General features: G+C 65.7%; 8 protein-coding genes and 3 pseudogenes. 5 read left to right on the forward strand and 6 right to left on the reverse strand.

Annotated features, from left to right (window positions below):
* Positions 1–263 precede the first annotated feature (263 nt).
* On the forward strand, positions 264–6,491 hold the full coding sequence (locus tag AC1VXC_RS08830) for a toxin TcdB middle/N-terminal domain-containing protein (protein WP_449301999.1): 6,228 nt from the start codon (positions 264–266) through the stop codon (positions 6,489–6,491).
* A protein-coding gene (locus AC1VXC_RS08835; protein ID WP_150359743.1) for an IS5 family transposase occupies positions 6,419–7,181 on the forward strand; the annotation gives its coding sequence in 2 pieces (ribosomal slippage) (positions 6,419–6,744 and positions 6,743–7,181; 765 coding nt in all). The genes AC1VXC_RS08830 and AC1VXC_RS08835 overlap by 73 nt, the downstream gene beginning before the upstream one ends.
* Before the next feature lie 315 nt (positions 7,182–7,496).
* On the opposite strand, the gene AC1VXC_RS08840 is transcribed toward AC1VXC_RS08835, so the two are convergent.
* Positions 7,497–9,032, reverse strand: a complete 1,536-nt coding sequence (locus AC1VXC_RS08840) for an ISCR element clade Ia family transposase (protein ID WP_449302000.1) — start codon at positions 9,030–9,032, stop codon at positions 7,497–7,499.
* 254 nt (positions 9,033–9,286) lie between these two features.
* Here AC1VXC_RS08840 and AC1VXC_RS08845 point away from each other — a divergent pair, with 254 nt between their 5' ends.
* Entirely contained in the window at positions 9,287–10,348 is a 1,062-nt protein-coding gene (locus AC1VXC_RS08845) for a GlxA family transcriptional regulator (RefSeq protein ID WP_449302001.1), read from the forward strand.
* On the opposite strand, the gene AC1VXC_RS08850 is transcribed toward AC1VXC_RS08845, so the two are convergent.
* The 4 genes and pseudogenes from AC1VXC_RS08850 to AC1VXC_RS08865 form a co-directional block, all read right to left on the reverse strand.
* A complete protein-coding gene (locus AC1VXC_RS08850) occupies positions 10,345–10,818 on the reverse strand; it encodes a DM13 domain-containing protein (protein ID WP_449302002.1) in 474 nt (157 codons plus the stop codon). The two genes, AC1VXC_RS08845 and AC1VXC_RS08850, sit on opposite strands and share 4 nt — an antisense overlap.
* A 256-nt stretch (positions 10,819–11,074) precedes the next feature.
* Positions 11,075–12,598 (reverse strand): ISCR element clade Ia family transposase, encoded by a 1,524-nt coding sequence (locus tag AC1VXC_RS08855; protein ID WP_482995033.1) that lies wholly within the window; start codon positions 12,596–12,598, stop codon positions 11,075–11,077.
* A gap of 188 nt (positions 12,599–12,786) precedes the next feature.
* A pseudogene (gene groEL, locus AC1VXC_RS08860) lies at positions 12,787–12,984 on the reverse strand (chaperonin GroEL); the annotation flags it as partial.
* Positions 12,985–14,025 (reverse strand): annotated as a pseudogene (locus AC1VXC_RS08865) (circularly permuted type 2 ATP-grasp protein); the annotation flags it as partial.
* Between the two features lie 156 nt (positions 14,026–14,181).
* On the opposite strand from AC1VXC_RS08865, the gene cax reads away from it, so the two are divergent.
* On the forward strand, positions 14,182–15,237 hold the full coding sequence (cax, locus tag AC1VXC_RS08870) for a calcium/proton exchanger (RefSeq protein WP_481539985.1): 1,056 nt from the start codon (positions 14,182–14,184) through the stop codon (positions 15,235–15,237).
* A gap of 248 nt (positions 15,238–15,485) precedes the next feature.
* Here the strand turns inward: cax and AC1VXC_RS08875 are convergent, their stop codons facing one another.
* Complete coding sequence (locus AC1VXC_RS08875; protein ID WP_482995034.1) at positions 15,486–17,027, reverse strand: ISCR element clade Ia family transposase; 1,542 nt, start codon at positions 17,025–17,027, stop codon at positions 15,486–15,488.
* A gap of 70 nt (positions 17,028–17,097) precedes the next feature.
* Here AC1VXC_RS08875 and AC1VXC_RS08880 point away from each other — a divergent pair.
* Positions 17,098–17,661 (forward strand): annotated as a pseudogene (locus AC1VXC_RS08880) (transposase); the annotation flags it as partial.
* Positions 17,662–17,849 lie beyond the last annotated feature (188 nt).

Genomic DNA, 17,849 nt, shown 5'->3' on the forward strand with positions numbered 1-17,849 from the left:
CCGCCTCCCGCAAACCAATGTATCCGTCCGCCCCTCCACCGACAACGATTGGGCTAGGCGCCACGTACACGCATTTACTTGATACCTCCTGTTGCGCCTTGTTCGATCACTGCGGATACTGCCGCCACGCGGCCGCGCGCGTGACCACGGTCGCAGTCTGTAATCCCGGTGGGGGCCGGTCGCAGTAGGGCTTCAACGGGGATTGTCGTTGCCACCGTGACGTACCGCGCGGGCACTGACCGCTGCGGAAACGGAGTTCCGCCATGCCCGATCAAGCTTCCTCGCGCATTTCCGTCGGCGCTGCCGCGCTGCTGTTACTGGTCTCTAGCCTCATCCTGACGCCCTTGGGCTTCTTTGCGTTCGAGGTGGTTGCGAGGGTGACCGGCGGCAACCTGCCGCCGCAGGTCCTGGTAAGTCCCGATCCGCTCTCTGACAGCGTGTCGGCCTCGGCGGGCGAGTTCCGGGTTGACGAGTCCGGCGCAGCCACTTACAGCGTACCGATCTACGCCGTTCCTGGCACGACGGGGGTGGCGCCCCAGCTCGCCCTCACATATTCCAGCCAAGGCGCCTACGGCGCGCTGGGCAAAGGCTGGGCTCTATCGGGGCTGTCCTCAATCACACGGTGCCGGGCCACCCGAGAAGCGGGCGACTTCCTTGGTGGTGCCACACCGGACGGCAACCCCCGGCCCATCAGCTTTGGTGAGGCTGATCGTTTCTGCCTGGACGGACAGCGGCTCATTGCTTCCAGTGCTTCATGTCCCTCGGCCGGCGGCATGAGTGGCTTAGCGCTGGCCACTGAGCTTGAGAGCTTCACGCGCGTTTGTGCCTACACACCTACTGGCGTTACGACCGGCCCGGCGTTCTTCACCGTCGAGCGCAAGGATGGTTCAATCAGCTGGTACGGCGACCGGGACAGCAACAGCGGTGGAGCCACCCGTCCGGATGGATACGTGGAGACCACGTCTCCGCTCAACCCCGGCGCTGCGATCAGCTGGGCGCAGACCCGCTTCCAGGATTCGACGGGCAACTACATCGATTATCTCTACAACGAGAACCCCTCCGGCGCCGGCACGGGGGAGCACCATATCCGGGAGATCCGCTACACCGGCAAGGTAGCCCTGGCCGGACAGTCGGTCTCCAGTGCGCCCTACGCCAAGGTGCAGTTCAACTACAGTACGCTGCCCAGCGCGCAGTGGAGTCGCGGCTACTTCGCCGGCGGTATGGTCACCGCCACGCAACGCCTGGAAAGCATCACCAGCTGCGCCAGTGCCGGTACCGGCTGTCCCACCGACCAGCAGGCACGGCATTACGTACTCACCTATGCCCCTTCGCCCTCGGGCAGTGGCCAGGACACGCTCGTCGGACTGCAGGAGTGCCGGGACAACACAGGCGCTGTCTGCTCGGCGGCGACCATGTTCGGCTGGAGCACGGCTACCCACGCGTTCGCCACGTACGAGGCGCCGCCCAATCTGACGTTGGCTACCGATCACTTCAAGAACTTCAAGCTGGGCGATATCAACGGCGATGGTCGCCAGGACCTTGCGGTGTTGTACCTGGCAGGTACCGGGTGCTCGGGTGGCAGTTGGGTGATCTCGATGCTGGGCACGCTCAATGCCAGCGGGCAGCCGTCCTACGCCAACGCGACGTGGAATTGCGTGCCGGCCAACATCACCGACCGTGGTGAGGGCGCCTGGCATCTGTTCGACTACAACGGCGACGGGCTGGATGACCTGTTCGTTTCCAGCTTCACCGGCCAAGGCTGGCGCGTGCACCCCTCCAACGGCGTGCATTTCGACATGGCCACCAACCTGATCGCGGGCCTGTCTCCGATCGTGCCCTCCGCCACGGCTGAGTCTTCCCAAGTGCACCTTGCCGATCTCAACGGTGATGGCTTGACCGACATCGTGTATCCCACGACCGGTACCTTGCGGGCACGATTGATGGAGCGCCAGGCCGGCGGGTTCGCTTGGGGTGCCGAGCGGTCCGTGGTCGTGGATGAGACGACATTGCCGCCGCCGGCACTGGGCTGTGATGATCCGTTCGACAACATGACGCGCAACTGCGAGCGCACCATCTCCGGCACCCTGACCACCAAGACCGGCTTCATGCAGATGGTGGACTTCAACGGTGATGCGGCATCAGACCTGCTGATTCGCATCACCACCCGTGCCGATGTGTTCACCGGCTTTCCGGGGTGTGAGATTGGGCCACTGGAACGTCGTGTCAATGATGGCAGCACGCCAGGCTTCATTTCGCGCTTCCACAATGATGAGGAGGACGCGGGCACCGCGGTCGCGTTCTCCGTGCCGAATGATCCGTGCTGGGAACGGGTCACCTCCGACTCGCTCTATGCGCTGACCGTGCAAGCGCAGACAGCCAGCCAAGTGTCATTGGCGGGTTTTGATGTCGTCTCGGTCGGCAATCCTCATGCCGTGGTGTTCGCCGATTTCAACGGCGATGGTCTGAGCGATCGTGCTGTGCGCAGCACCTCGAACTCCGAGTGGGGCTATGCCCTGAACAACGGTCGTTACTTTGTCGGCGGCGGTGCGTTGACGTTGACCGACTACCGAGACCAGGCGCGCTTTTTGGATGTGACTGGCGATGGCCGCGCCGACATGCTGTATCTGGTCAACTACGGCACCCACAAGGGCTACGCGGTGCGGCGCGCTCTGCCCGAAGGCGGATTCGCGAGCGGCGCGACGCTGCCAGGTGGCAATGCGCGCCTGTGCCAAGGTAGCGGCTGCGACCAGAACAAGCACGTCCCCATCTTCGGGGACGTTGATGGCGATGGAAACATGGATTTCCAGGCGCTGAGCTTTTCCGGCAGCACGGTTGGCACGGCGTTCTCGCGTAGCGCCCAAGCGTTCCAGCCGCGCGATCTAATTACCAGCATCACCAATGGCCTGGGTGCCACCACGCAGCTGCAGTACGCCCCCCTCACCAACACGGCGATCTACCGCCGCAGTACGGGCTCGCGCAATGGCCTGAACTGGGGCCGGGGCTCGCCCGTCGTGGATCTGCTGGCGCCGACCTACGTCGTGGCCAAGGCCAGCAGCAGCGCACCACGGGCAGGCAATCCGGGCGCCATGGCCAGCCTGTACTACCGCTATGCCAATGCTCGCGTACAGGCCGGTGGTCGTGGCTTCCTGGGCTTTGGCAGCATCGAGACGATCGATCCTAACCAGACCGGTGGGCATGTGGTGACGATGAGCACCTACGCCCAGAACTTCCCCTTCACCGGCATGCCGATGCAGACCGTCAAGAAGGCGGTGACCAGTCCGTATGCGGTGTCCGCTTGTTTGACCGACACACCGGGCAATGGCTGCTTTGGTGGGCCTGGTGCGACGCACCCTGACCTGGGCGGGCAATGGTTCTCCAACAGCGTGCAGAGCTGGGAGATGGCTCCCACCTCGCTGGCCACCCAGATACCGATCCACGTCCGTACGCAGGGCAGCGAGGAGTCGCTGCGCGATCCCTTCACTGGTGAGGTCACCAGCAAGTTCGCCACGGCGTTTACCTATGGCAGTCACGGCAACGTGACCCAAACCGTGGTGGACACCTACACCGGCGCTTCGACCCTGACGGCCACGCAGATCACCCAGAACACGTACAGCGACGATGTCGGTGCCTGGCGACTCGGACGCCTGACGGCCAGCACCATTACCCATCGGCGGCCAGGCTACCCGGATGTGGTGCGTACGGCCGCCTTTGGCTACGCGATGAGCGGTGCCAAGACAGGATTGTTGACGCTAGAACAGGCCCAGCCAGGCGCCGCGGCGAATCTATCGTCGGCCAGCGCCTATGTGCTTGACGAATACGGCAACCGCCTGCAGTCCGTGACCTGCGCTACGCCCGCCACGGACTGTTCGTTGTCGGGTTTCGTGTTCAAACCTTCGAGCCTGGATGCCATCCGCCGCTACTCTCGCGTGGAGTACGACGCCCAAGGCCGCTTTCCGGTGGCGACCTACGAGCCTTTCTCGGACGTAATGGGGAGCCAAGAGCGTCGGACCACCTACGTGGTCTCCCGCAACATCTTCGGCGAGGCCACCGACGTGCTGGACGTCAATGGCGTGCGATCGGTGGCGATCAAGGGAGCGTTGGGCCGAGACTACTTTAGCTGGACCCAGACCATGCCCGGTGCATCACCAGGAAATGGCGGCGTTACCGGCACCACCACGTACCGCTGGTGCAGCGGCACAGGTGCCGTGCCATGCCCGGCCGGTGCGGTCTTCCGGCAACAGATCGCAGCCACGGCATCTCCACGCCAGTGGACTTGGTTCGACGTACTGGGCCGTCCGATCATGAAGGCCAGCGAGAGCTTCAATGTCGGCGTGATCGACCAGGACGTGTCGGCTACCTGCACGGAGTACGACAGTGCCGGACGCGTGGCGAAAACGTCCGTGCCGTTCTTCCTGTCTGGTACGGCGGGCACCACCGGTCCGACCGACGTGGGCAGCGTCTGCAGTGCGCCCTCCCGATCGTGGGCGACCACCACGTACGACCTGCTGGGACGTCCCACGCTTATCCAAGCGCCCGATGGATCCCAGCAGAGCACCCAGTACGCTGGACGGACTACTACGGCGTGGGATCAGCGCAGCAACCCGACCGTGCAGGTGATCAACGGCAAGGGTGAGGTGCTGTCCATGCAGGATGCCAGCGGCTTTACCACCCAGTTCACCTATCAAGCCGATGGCAACGTGGCGAGCGTGACCCGCAACGCTGGCGCCGGCATCATCACCAACACCTTCGTCTACGATGTATCGGGTCGCAAGATTCAGCAGGTCGATCCTGACACGGGCACCACCACGCTGGAGTACAACGCGCTGGGCGAAGTGATTGCCCAGACCGACAATGGCGGCTATCGCACCGAGCGCGAGATCGATGCGCGAGGACGTGCCTGGCGGATCACCGCCAAATTGCCGGGCGGTACGATCGAAAGCCAGACGACGACTCAATACGACACTCAGGCAAATGCCAGCGGTCAGCCTGTCATGGAAACGACCACGGGCCAGTACGCCGCCTGGGCGGGTCAGGCGGGTACAGCGACCCAGTACGACCGACAGTTCCAGTATGACCCCATGGGGCGGCCCGCCGGCATGAGCATCATGGTCGAGGAGGGTATGTTCGGTACTGAGGTGCAGTACGACACGCTCGGCCGACCATGGAAGTCGCGCGATGCCAGTGGTGCTTGGAGCAAGACCGAGTTCGGTGCACGCGGGGCCCGGGCCACGTGTTCCAGCGATGCGCTCGACGCGGATCCAACGTGCAGCAGTGCGGTCGACACCTACAACCGCACGCTGGCCACAGACGCCTGGGGCAATGTCAGCCGGGAGATTCGTGCCGGCCAGGCGAACATGGAGGTGCGCAAGCAGTATCACGCCACCAGCGGCCGCTTGACCCAAATCTGTGCAGGCACCACCTCCTGCAATCTGGTGCAAGAAAGCTATGTGTGGGATGGGGCAGGCAACCTGGCCTCTCACCAAAAGGAAGGCCGGTACCTTGAGCAGTTCACCTACGACAGCCTCAACCGGGTGACCGAGGGACGGCTGACGATGGCCAACGGCATCACCGTCAACCAAGTGCTGCTGGCTAATGCCTATGACCAGCTCGGCAATATCTGCAGCAAGGATGGGTTGGGCTATGGCTACCCCGGCGCCGACGGGTGTGTGGGCGCGTTGCCGATGGCGCAGGCGGCGACCGTCCCTTCGCTGGCCAGTCAATCAACAACGTCGCCCTCCCTGTTTTCAGGCGCTGCGACACGCTCTATCTCCCCCGTGCTCAATCGCGGCCAAATGCTTGCGCCGGAAGGCCGCTACCGCCGCTACAGCGCGGACAGTGACCGGCCAAGTTGGGATGACGAAGCCGACAGTTGGTCGCTTGGCTTCAAGCAGCCGCAGGGCGGCGGTTGGCAGCACAGAACCAAATCGGCACGAGCGACTCCACAGCAGATCGCGCTACCCACCGCGGGCGCTCAATTGGCGACGCTGACGCGCACGGCCACGACCGCAGCGGCGGTCACGTCCGTGGCCAACAGTCCCCACGCGGTCAACAGGACCGGCGACGGCGCTACCGCCACGTTCTACTACTATGATGATCGCGGCAATCAGACGCTGCGCGACGCGCCAGGCAGCAGCAATGACCGGACCATTCGGTACACCGCCGACGGAAAGGCCCACGAGATTCAGATGGGCAACGGGCAGACCACGCGATTCTGGTACGGCCCGGACGGGCAGCGCTATAAGCGTCAGGACGGCACCACCACCACGCTGTACATCGGCGGGGTGGAGATCCTGATCCAGAACGGCCTGCAGACCGCGCGTCGCTACGTGGCCGGCGTAGCGCTCCAGACCGTCGTCGGTGGCCTAGGGCGTGTTAACACTAATGGCGACGGCGACGATTGCGCCAGAAAATCTCCGACATGGAGATCACGCCCGAACAATTCGCTACCATTGAACACTGCCTGCCCAGGCAGCGTGGCAACGTCAGCCTGAGCAATCTGCAGGTGGTCAATGCGATCCTCTATGTGGCCGAACATGGTTGCAAGTGGCGCGGACTGCCCAAACGCTTCGGCAACTGGCACACGATTTACACGCGCATGAATCGCTGGACCAAAGCTGGCGTCCTGGATCGCATGTTCGAGGAGTTGCAGCGTGCGCAAGTCGTGCGTATCAGGATCGAAGCCGTCTCGCTGGACTCCACAAGCATCAAGGTCCATCCCGACGGCACAGGGGCACTAAAAAAAAGGTCCGCAGTCCATCGGAAAGTCCCGAGGCGGATGGAACACCAAGATTCATATGGTTGCCGCGGATGCTCGAACGGCCGTGACGTTTTGCCTCTCGCCTGGGCAGGCGCACGACGCACCCGAAGGCCGGCGCCTGCTCAGCAGTCTTGGGCCGACCAGCAGACCGGTGCATTTGTTGATGGACCGTGCCTACGAAGGCAACGAGACACGGCAGCTGGCACTGGATCTGGGTTTCATTCCGGTGGTGCCACCAATGAAGACGCGGATCGAACCGTGGGACTACGACCGCGAGATGTACAAGCGCCGCAATGAGGTGGAGCGGTTGTTCCGTCGACTCAAAGGCTATCGCCGTATCTTCTCGCGGTTCGAGAAACTCGACCTCATGTTCCTGGGCTTCATCAGCTTCGTGCTCGTCGCTGATGGACTGAGGATGTGTTAACAGGCCCTAGTAAACGGCAGCGGATTTATCGAGCTTTGTTGGTTTTGCCCACCAGAGGTGGGTATAGGAAGTTCAACCGCCCTTTTTGGCGAGTCTGGCGGGTAGGAAGCGGCCGCGCAAGCGCCGCTTTGGGCACAGATCGGGCACAGATCGGGGGTTCATGCGTGGGTTTTCGACATCGCGGGGCCACGCAGCGGCTCAGTGCGTAGCCATTTCTCACCGAATCCCGGCACAGGGCCGAGCGCAGCCCTGCGGGGTCGTGGCCGCATCGGATCGGACTCTGGCTTGGCTGCCGGCTGTGTGGCCGGCGCCTCATCACGCGGCGGGCGGCGGGGCGCGCGCTGCGGGCCGGTAGTGCGCTTGCTCCAGCGCGCCGTGTTTCTCGAAGTGGGCGAGGATGGCGCGAATGGCCTTGGGGTCTTCGATGCTGGCGACGATCCGCACCGCGCCGCCGCAGTGGGCGCAGGTGGTGACGTCGATGGAAAAGACCCGCTTGAGCCGTTGCGCCCAGCTCATCGCACGGCGCTTCTGCTCGGGGCTGCGCGGCTCGTCGTGGGCGCTGACGTCCACTGGCACCGCATCGCCCGCAGGCCGCTTGCCGCGCCCCGAGGGCGTCAGCTGCGCGCGCAGGTTTGCATTCGGGGCAAACACACCGTGGAAACGGGTCAGGTGGGCGCGAGGTGGCGGGACCAGTGCGGCCAGTTTCGCGATGAAGTCGACCGCATCCCATTCGACATGGGTGGTGCCATTGCGCCATGGCGTCTTGAGCTGGTAACGCACCCTGCCCTGTGGCGAGATCGATAGCCGCTGCTCGCTGATCGCCGGGCGCGTGATGTAGCGGCACAGCTTTTCGAGCTTGTGGCTTTCGTGTGCTTCCGCGGCCACGCCGGCATGCAGCGAGAAGCCGCCGACCTTGCCGGCATCGCCCTCCAGCGAGCCTGCGTCACCGGGCAATGTTTGCAGCGTGACAACCTTGCGGCCAGCGTCGCGACCGGTGGCGATGCGGTAGGTCATCGAACTCATCCGCAGCCCATCCATGCCGTCGTCGCTACCCGCGCTGTCGGACAGGAACACGGATTCGTCTTCGCCTTCGAGCCAGCCGCGGCGCGACAGGTGCCGGCACACGCGATGCGCGATGGTGTTGGCGAGCTGCGTCAGTTGCGCAGAGGTGGGGGCGCGGCGCAGGCGCGGCTTGCGCCGCGGGGGCTCGACGTTCGCGTCGTACACGCCGTCGAGCCACAGCATGTGGAAGTGAACATTCAGGTTCAGCGCGCTGCCGAAGCGCTGGATCAGGGTCACCGCACCGCATTGCGCCGTATCCCGCGGCACGCCGGCCTGATCGGCAAGCCAACCGGCGATCACACGATGCACGATGCCCAGCACCGGGCTGATGGCCTCCGGCTTGCTGGCGAACAGGAAGCGCAACGGGTAGGGGAAACTCAGCACCCATTGCCGCACCGGCCGCGGGCCAAACACCTCCTCCACCAGGTGCCGCGCGCTCTCGGCCATGCGCCGCGCCCCGCAGCTGGGGCAGAAGCCGCGCTTCTTGCAGGAGAAGGCCACCAGCCTCTCGGCCCGGCACTGCTCGCACACCACGCGCAGGAAACCGTGCTCGAGCACGCCGCAGCGCAGGTAGGTCTCGAACTCCTCGCGCACATACTCGGGCAGCGGGCGGTCTTCTACCTCACGGCGCGCGAGAAAGTCCGGCCAATGCGCCTGCACCAGCGCATACAGCAACGTGCGCTCGGGACGGTGAGGCGCATAGCGAGCCGTGGGCAGATGCGCTGCCGGCGACGTTGCGTGCGCCACGGCATCCTGCAGCTGCGACACGGTCGCGGCGAGGCGCGGCACGAAACACTCCGGTGCAGGGAATGGCTGCTCAGGCTTGCGCCCACCCCGGCCGGTTCATATCGGCCTTTTCCGGTTTTCGTATCGGACATCGCCGCGCTTAAGACAGGGCGTTTCCCACGTCGGAGGCCAGAAAGCAGTGATGTCGCGCTCCGCACGCGTGCTGATGCGCGGCGAGGTACTGGTGCCGCCGGCGGGCTGATGGCGACGGCGCCAGTCAGCCCTTCAGCGTCTGCCGTCAGCGGCTGGCGTTGGCAGTGGCCGTTTCGGCTGGTGCGTCCGGCACCGCCGAACCCGCCCACATCGCCATTCTGGCCATGCCCGAGGTCACGGCCTCGGTGCTGTACGGCCTGAGCGACCTGCTCATGGGCGCGGGGCGCGACTGGCCGCTGGTGGTGGAAGACCGCCCCGGCGAATCGGCGCTGCGGGTGCAGATCGTCTCTGCCGATGGCCAGCCCCTGACCGTGGCCAACGGCGTGCCCGTGGTGCCGCATGCCGCACTGGCCGACGTTCCCGCCCCGCAGGTGATCTGCATTCCCGAGGTGTTCGTGCTGCCCAGCGCCGATCTGCGCGGCCGGTTCGAGGCCGAGGTTGCGTGGTTGCGGCAGGCCCATGCCGGCGGCGCGGTGATCGCCACGGCCTGCTCGGGCGCCTTGCTGATGGCCGAAGCCGGCCTGCTCGACGGCGAAGACGCCACCACCCACTGGGCCTACTGCGACGCGCTGGCGCAGCGTCACCCGCGCATCCGGCTGCACCGGCAGCGCGCCCTGGTCACGGCCGGCGAGGGCCAGCGGCTGGTGATGGCCGGGGGTGGCACTTCGTGGCAAGACCTGGGCCTGTACCTGATTGCCCGGCTGGTGAGCCTGGAAGTGGCCATGCAGATGGCGCGCATCTACCTGATCGACTGGCACGACAGCGGGCAGCAGCCCTTCGCCCGGCTCTCAGCCAGTCGCCAGTCGGACGACGCCGTCATCACGCGCTGCCAGCTGTGGGCCGCCGAACACTACCGCGAACCCAGCCCAGTGGCCTCCATGACCCGCGTCTCCGGTCTGTCCGAGCGTTCCTTTGTGCGGCGCTTCCAGCAGGCCACTGGCCTGTCGCCGCTGCAGTACGTGCACCACGTGCGGCTGGAGGAAGCCAAGCAGCTGCTCGAATCCACCGACGACCCGATCGAGGCCGTGGCCGAGCAGGTGGGCTACGAAGATGCAGGCTACTTCGCGCGCCTGTTCAAGCGCGAAGTGAACCTCACGCCGGCCCAGTACCGCCGCCGCTTTGCCGGCCTGCGGGAAGTGCTGCGGTATGGCAGCGCAGGCGCCTAAGGCCGGTACTGCGCAGCGGTGATGAACTCGCCGAAGCGCTCGCACCAGACGATCACCGTGGTGTAGTCCGACGGGTCCACCCCGGCCGGAACCGGCACCAGAAAGTTGTTGAAGGTCTTCACGTCGCCCACCCGCACCATGCGGTCCTTCAGGCGCAGGAAGTCGGCTTCGGTTTCGACGAACTCGGGCGACAGGTAGAGCTTGTAGTCGGGCCCGGGCGCAAGCCTGCCCATCAGCCCGATGCTCTCAGGCCCCACCGACACCGTGCCCTCGCCCCAGTGCAAGGGATCACTGCCCTTGAGGTCGCGCCGGAACTGGCCCTGGTAACGGGCCTCGCCCGCTTGCGCCACCACAGCTTCGGTTTCAGGCGCTGGCGGTGCAATCAGAATGGGCAAGGTGTAGATGCCGATGGCAAAGCCCACCACCAGCACGACGGTGTGGGAGAAGAGGAGCAGAAGTGCCTTTTTCATGGGTATAGGAAGTTCAACCGCCCTTTTTTGCGAGTCTAGCGGGTAGGAAGCGGCCGCGCAAGCGCCGCTTTGGGCACAGATCGGGCACAGATCGGGGGTTCATGCGTGGGTTTTCGACATCGCGGGGCCACGCAGCGGCTCAGTGCGTAGCCATTTCTCACCGAATCCCGGCACAGGGCCGAGCGCAGCCCTGCGGGGTCGTGGCCGCATCGGATCGGACTCTGGCTTGGCTGCCGGCTGTGTGGCCGGCGCCTCATCACGCGGCGGGCGGCGGGGCGCGCGCTGCGGGCCGGTAGTGCGCTTGCTCCAGCGCGCCGTGTTTCTCGAAGTGGGCGAGGATGGCGCGAATGGCCTTGGGGTCTTCGATGCTGGCGACGATCCGCACCGCGCCGCCGCAGTGGGCGCAGGTGGTGACGTCGATGGAAAAGACCCGCTTGAGCTGTTGCGCCCAGCTCATCGCACGGCGCTTCTGCTCGGGGCTGCGCGGCTCGTCGTGGGCGCTTGCGTCAACCGGCGCCGCATCGCCCGCAGGCCGCCTGCCGCGCCCCGAGGGCGTCAGCTGCGCGCGCAGGTTTGCATTCGGGGCGAATACGCCGTGGAAGCGGGTGAGATGCGCGCGAGGTGGCGGGACCAGTGCCGCCAGCTTGGCGATGAAGTCCACCGCATCCCATTCGACATGGGTGGTCCCATTTCGCCACGGCGTCTTGAGCTGATACCGCACCCTACCCTGCGGTGAGATCGACAGCCGCTGCTCGCTGATCGCCGGGCGCGTGATGTAGCGGCACAGCTTTTCGAGCTTGTGGCTTTCGTGTGCTTCCGCGGCCACGCCGGCATGCAGCGAGAAGCCGCCGACCTTGCCGGCATCGCCCTCCAGCGAGCCTGCGTCACCGGGCAATGTTTGCAGCGTGACAACCTTGCGGCCAGCGTCGCGACCGGTGGCGATGCGGTAGGTCATCGAACTCATCCGCAGCCCATCCATGCCGTCGTCGCTACCCGCGCTGTCGGACAGGAACACGGATTCGTCTTCGCCTTCGAGCCAGCCGCGGCGCGACAGGTGCCGGCACACGCGATGCGCGATGGTGTTGGCGAGCTGCGTCAGTTGCGCAGAGGTGGGGGCGCGGCGCAGGCGCGGCTTGCGCCGCGGGGGCTCGACGTTCGCGTCGTACACGCCGTCGAGCCACAGCATGTGGAAGTGAACATTCAGGTTCAGCGCGCTGCCGAAGCGCTGGATCAGGGTCACCACGCCGCATTGCGCCGTATCCCGCGGCACGCCGGCCTGATCGGCAAGCCAACCGGCGATCACACGATGCACGATGCCCAGCACCGGGCTGATGGCATCCGGTTTGCCGGCGAACAGGAAGCGCAACGGGTAGGGGAAACTCAGCACCCATTGCCGCACCGGCCGCGGGCCGAACACCTCGTCCACCAGATGCCGCGCCGACTCGGCCATGCGCCGCGCGCCGCAGCTGGGGCAGAAGCCGCGCTTCTTGCAGGAATACGCCACCAGCCTCTCGGCACGACAGTGCTCGCAGACCACGCGCAGGAAGCCGTGCTCGAGCACGCCGCAGCGCAGGTAGGTCTCGAACTCCTCGCGCACATACTCGGGCAGCGGGCGGTCTTCGGCCTCAAGACGCGCGATGAAGTCCGGGTAGTACGCCTGCACTAGCGCGTACAGCAGCGTGCGCTCGGGCAGGTGGCGCGCGTAACGCGCAGCGGCGTGGGCGGCCGGCAGTGGCGCGCACACCTCGGCCTGCCGCCGGGGTGCGGTCAGGCGCGGCACGCAGCGCTCCGTTGCAGGGACGGCTGCTCAGGGTTGCGCCCGCGAGCACGCGTTCTTATCGGCGTTTTCTGATCTTCGCGTCAGACATTGCCGCGGGGCGGGTAGGAAGTCTCCCGCCTCGGACGCCAGAACGCACAAAGCCCGGCACGAGGCCGGGCTTTGTGGTCTTGCTTGATGGATCGCGGGGCTTAGAAATCCATGCCGCCCATGCCACCCATGCCGCCCGGCGGCATCGCCGGCTCTTCCTTCTTCGGCAGCTCGGACACCATCGCTTCGGTGGTGATCATGAGGCCGGCGATGGACGCGGCGTTCTGCAGCGCGGTGCGGGTGACCTTGGTCGGGTCCAGGATGCCGAACTCGATCATGTCGCCGAACTCGCCGTTGGCATTGGCCAGCACCACGTTGCCGGCGCGGTAGGCCGACAGCAGGCCCGGTACGCCGAGCATGGAGTCCGGATTGAAGGCCAGCGGATCGAGGAAGGCGTCGTCCAGGCGACGGTAGATCACATCCACCTGCTGCGGGCCGGCGGTGGTACGCATGAATACCTTCTCGTCGCGGACGAACAGGTCGGCGCCCTCCACCAGCTCCACGCCCATCTCGCGGGCGAGGAAGGCATGCTCGAAGTAGGCGCTGTTGAAGTGCCCGGGCGTCAGCACCACCACGCTGGGGTCATCCACCGGACTGGAGCTTTTCAGGGTCGACAGCAGCAGGCTCGGGTAGTGGTCGATCGGCGCAATGCGCTGGGCGGCGAACAGCTCGGGGAACAGGCGCATCATCATCTTGCGGTCTTCGAGCATGTAGCTGACGCCGCTGGGGGTGCGCAGGTTGTCTTCCAGCACGTAGTAGCTGCCGTCGCCGTCGCGCACCAGATCGACCCCGGCGATGTGGGCGTAGAGATTGCGGTGCAGGTCCAGGCCCTGCATCGCCATCTGGTAGCCCTCGTTGGCCAGCACCTGCTCGGCCGGAATGATGCCGGCCTTGATGATGCGCTGGCCGTGGTAGAGGTCGGCTAGAAACAGGTTCAGCGCCTTGACCCGCTGAATGCAGCCGCGCTCGACCACGCGCCACTCGCTGGCCGGGATGCTGCGCGGGATGGTGTCGAAGGGAATCAGGCGCTCGGTACCCTGGTCATCCCCGTACACGGTGAAGGTGATGCCAGCGCGGTGGAACAGCAGGTCGGCCTCACGGCGGCGCTGGGCCAGTTGCTCGGGCGGGGTATTCGCCAACCAGCGGGCGAATTCGCGGTAGTGCGGGCGGACAGCGCCACTCGCGTCGTACATCTCGTCATAGAGAATCCGGGCCATGCCGTACTCCTTCTCGCTGCAGGCGCAGAAGACATCGCAAGGCCCGTGCCAGTTAAATTCCCGTTCTAAATCAGCATCTTGAAAATACCCACAAAAAACAGGCACCAAAACAAGGCATGCCATGAGGGGATTTTTCCGGCCGCGGCACCAAAGCGAGGCAGCGCCGCCGCGGATTGTCTGGCTCGCGCCTGCGCGCCTTGATTACACTGTCTTCACGCGAGTGTTTAACCAATTGTGTCCGCTCGTCCCCATCTCACTGCCCGAAGGGAGTTCCACGGCATGCTCAACTGGTTGCTGCTCTGCGTACCCGTCACCCTGGTCCTGGAGTACCTGGCGCCCCAGCAGCATCTGGCGATTTTCATCGCCGCCGCCATCGCCATCATTCCGCTGGCTGGCTGGCTGGGCAAAGCCACCGAGCAACTGGCCGAACGCAGCGGCGAAGGCGTCGGCGGCCTGCTCAATGCCACCTTCGGCAACGCCACCGAACTGATCATCGCCATCGCTGCCCTGCGCGCGGGCCTCCATGACGTGGTCAAGGCCTCCCTGGCCGGCTCGATCATCGGCAACATCCTGCTGGTGCTTGGCGCCTCCATGCTCTGCGGCGGCCTGCGCTTCAAGGAGCAGCACTTCAATTCCGATGGTGCTCGGGCCGAAGCCAGCCTTTTGACCCTGGCCGCCATCGCCCTGGTGCTGCCGGCGGTGTACATGATGCGAGCCGAAGAGGCGCCGGCCCTGTTGGGCAAGGTGCAGCACCTGAGCAATGCGATTTCCGTGGTGTTGCTGCTGGTCTACGGCCTGTTTCTGTATTACTCGCTGGTGACCCACAAGGCCCTGTTCGCCGGCAATCGCCAGGATGACGGCGAGGCCCTGGACCTCTGGCCGATGGGCAAGGCCATCGCGATTCTGGCTGTGGCCACGGCCCTGATCGCCTGGGTCAGTGAAATCCTGGTCGGGGCCATCGAGCCCAGTGCCAAGGCCTTCGGCCTCTCCAACCTGTTCATCGGTGTGTTCGTGGTGGCCATTCTCGGCAACGCCGCCGAGCATGCCTCGGCCATTACCGCGGCGATGAAGAACCGCATGGACCTGGCACTGTCGATTTCCATCGGTTCCAGCCTGCAGGTGGCGCTGTTCGTGGCGCCAGTGCTGGTGCTGAGCAGCCTGTTCATCGGCCCGACTGCCATGAACCTGGCCTTCACCTCCGGCCTCACCTTGACCATGCTGCTGTCGGTGCTGATCACCAGCCAGATCGCCGGCGATGGCCGCTCCGACTGGCTCAAGGGCGTGCAACTGCTGGCCGTGTACCTGGTCTTCGCCCTGGCCTTCTTCTGGGTATAGGAAGTTCAACCGCCCTTTTTGGCGAGTCTGGCGGGTAGGAAGCGGCCGCGCAAGCGCCGCTTTGGGCACAGATCGGGCACAGATCGGGGGTTCATGCGTGGGTTTTCGACATCGCGGGGCCACGCAGCGGCTCAGTGCGTAGCCATTTCTCACCGAATCCCGGCACAGGGCCGAGCGCAGCCCTGCGGGGTCGTGGCCGCATCGGATCGGACTCTGGCTTGGCTGCCGGCTGTGTGGCCGGCGCCTCATCACGCGGCGGGCGGCGGGGCGCGCGCTGCGGGCCGGTAGTGCGCTTGCTCCAGCGCGCCGTGTTTCTCGAAGTGGGCGAGGATGGCGCGAATGGCCTTGGGGTCTTCGATGCTGGCGACGATCCGCACCGCGCCGCCGCAGTGGGCGCAGGTGGTGACGTCGATGGAAAAGACCCGCTTGAGCCGTTGCGCCCAGCTCATCGCACGGCGCTTCTGCTCGGGGCTGCGCGGCTCGTCGTGGGCGCTTGCGTCAACCGGCGCCGCATCGCCCGCAGGCCGCCTGCCGCGCCCCGATGGCGTCACCTGCGCGCGCAGATTCGCGTTCGGGGCGAATACGCCGTGGAAGCGGGTGAGATGCGCGCGTGGCGGCGGGACCAGTGCCGCCAGCTTGGCGATGAAGTCCACCGCATCCCATTCGACATGCGTGGTGCCATTTCGCCACGGCGTCTTGAGCTGATACCGCACCCTACCCTGCGGTGAGATCGACAGCCGCTGATCGCTGATCGCCGGGCGCGTGATGTAGCGGCACAGCTTTTCGAGCTTGTGGCTTTCGTGTGCTTCCGCGGCCACGCCGGCATGCAGCGAGAAGCCGCCGACCTTGCCGGCATCGCCCTCCAGCGAGCCTGCGTCACCGGGCAATGTTTGCAGCGTGACAACCTTGCGGCCAGCGTCGCGACCGGTGGCGATGCGGTAGGTCATCGAACTCATCCGCAGCCCATCCATGCCGTCGTCGCTACCCGCGCTGTCGGACAGGAACACGGATTCGTCCTCGCCTTCCAGCCAGCCTTTGCGCGTCAGGTGCCGGCAGACGCGATGCGCGATGGTGCCGGCCAGTTCCGTCAGTTGCGCCGATGTGGGCGCACGGGTGCGGTGCAGGCGCGGCTTGCGCTGCGGACGCTCGGTGGTGTCCTCGTACACGCCGTCGAGCCACAGCATGTGGAAGTGGATGTTGAGATTCAGCGCGCTGCCGAAGCGCTGGATCAGGGTCACCACGCCGCATTGCGCCGTATCCCGCGGCACGCCGGCCTGATCGGCAAGCCAACCGGCGATCACACGATGCACGATGCCCAGCACCGGGCTGATGGCATCCGGTTTGCCGGCGAACAGGAAGCGCAACGGGTAGGGGAAACTCAGCACCCATTGCCGCACCGGCCGCGGGCCGAACACCTCGTCCACCAGATGCCGCGCCGACTCGGCCATGCGCCGCGCGCCGCAGCTGGGGCAGAAGCCGCGCTTCTTGCAGGAATACGCCACCAGCCTCTCGGCACGACAGTGCTCGCAGACCACGCGCAGGAAGCCGTGCTCGAGCACGCCGCAGCGCAGGTAGGTCTCGAACTCCTCGCGCACATACTCGGGCAGCGAGCGGTCTTCTACCTCACGGCGCGCGAGAAAGTCCGGCCAATGCGCCTGCACCAGCGAATACAGCAGCGTGCGCTCGGGACGGTGAGGCGCATAGCGAGCCGTGGGCAGATGCGCTGCCGGCGACGTTGCGTGCGCCACGGCATCCTGCAGCTGCGACACGGTCGCGGCGAGGCGCGGCACGAAACACTCCGGTGCAGGGAATGGCTGCTCAGGCTTGCGCCCGCCCCGGCCGGTTCATATCGGCCTTTATGAGCTGCACCTCACACCGCTGGAGCTGATCGACCGCATTGCCGCGCTGGTTCCCCCGCCACGCACCCACCGGCACCGCTATTTTGGCGTGTTGGCACCCAACTCGCCGCTCAGGGCTGCGGTGACGGCGCTGGCGACACCGGCGCAAGCCGCTCCCGTGCTGGGCGCGTCGATCAGCACGGGGGAGTGCGCGCCTGGTGTGGTACCGATGAGCAGCGCGCTGCCATCCCAGAGCGAGCCGGTGCTGCCCAAGCGTGCAGCGCACTACCTGTGGGCGGTGCTGATCGCCCGCATCTACGAGGTGTTCCCCCTCTTGTGTCCGCTGTGTGGCGGGCATATGCGCATCATCGCGTTCATTACGCACAGCGCTGACATCCGGCACATCCTGGACCACATCGGGGCAGATTCAGAGCCACCCCGCATCTCCCCGGCGCGCGGGCCACCGCTGTGGGATGACTGTAGTGATGCGCAGATGGATGACGGGGCGCAAACCGAGCCAGCAGACTGGGACCTAGCGGCGCAACCGGCACCGGACTTTGAGGTCGATCAGCGCATCAGTTGGTGAATGAACAAAGCGGCGATTTTGACTTGCCGCGAACTGGCTCTGCGCCCGGTACACGCCGAGCGCCGCAAATCACTCTCCTGAACGCCAAACCCTGGTGGTGAACCTGACACCTGGGCGGGAAAATCGAGTGTCTCAGCCGGCTTGATGGCGCTTCCGCGGTGCGATACTTGGCCTCATGCGGTTAAAAC

The sequence above is a fragment of the Stenotrophomonas sp. STEN033 genome (assembly GCF_056856655.1).

Bases quoted from the DNA above. Each gene is read 5' to 3' on its own strand.
- AC1VXC_RS08830 (WP_449301999.1), top strand. From the start codon at position 264: ATGCCCGATCAAGCTTCCTCGCGCATTTCCGTCGGCGCTGCCGCGCTG.
- AC1VXC_RS08850 (WP_449302002.1), bottom strand. From the start codon at position 10,818: ATGAAAAAGGCACTTCTGCTCCTCTTCTCCCACACCGTCGTGCTGGTG.
- cax (WP_481539985.1), top strand. From the start codon at position 14,182: ATGCTCAACTGGTTGCTGCTCTGCGTACCCGTCACCCTGGTCCTGGAG.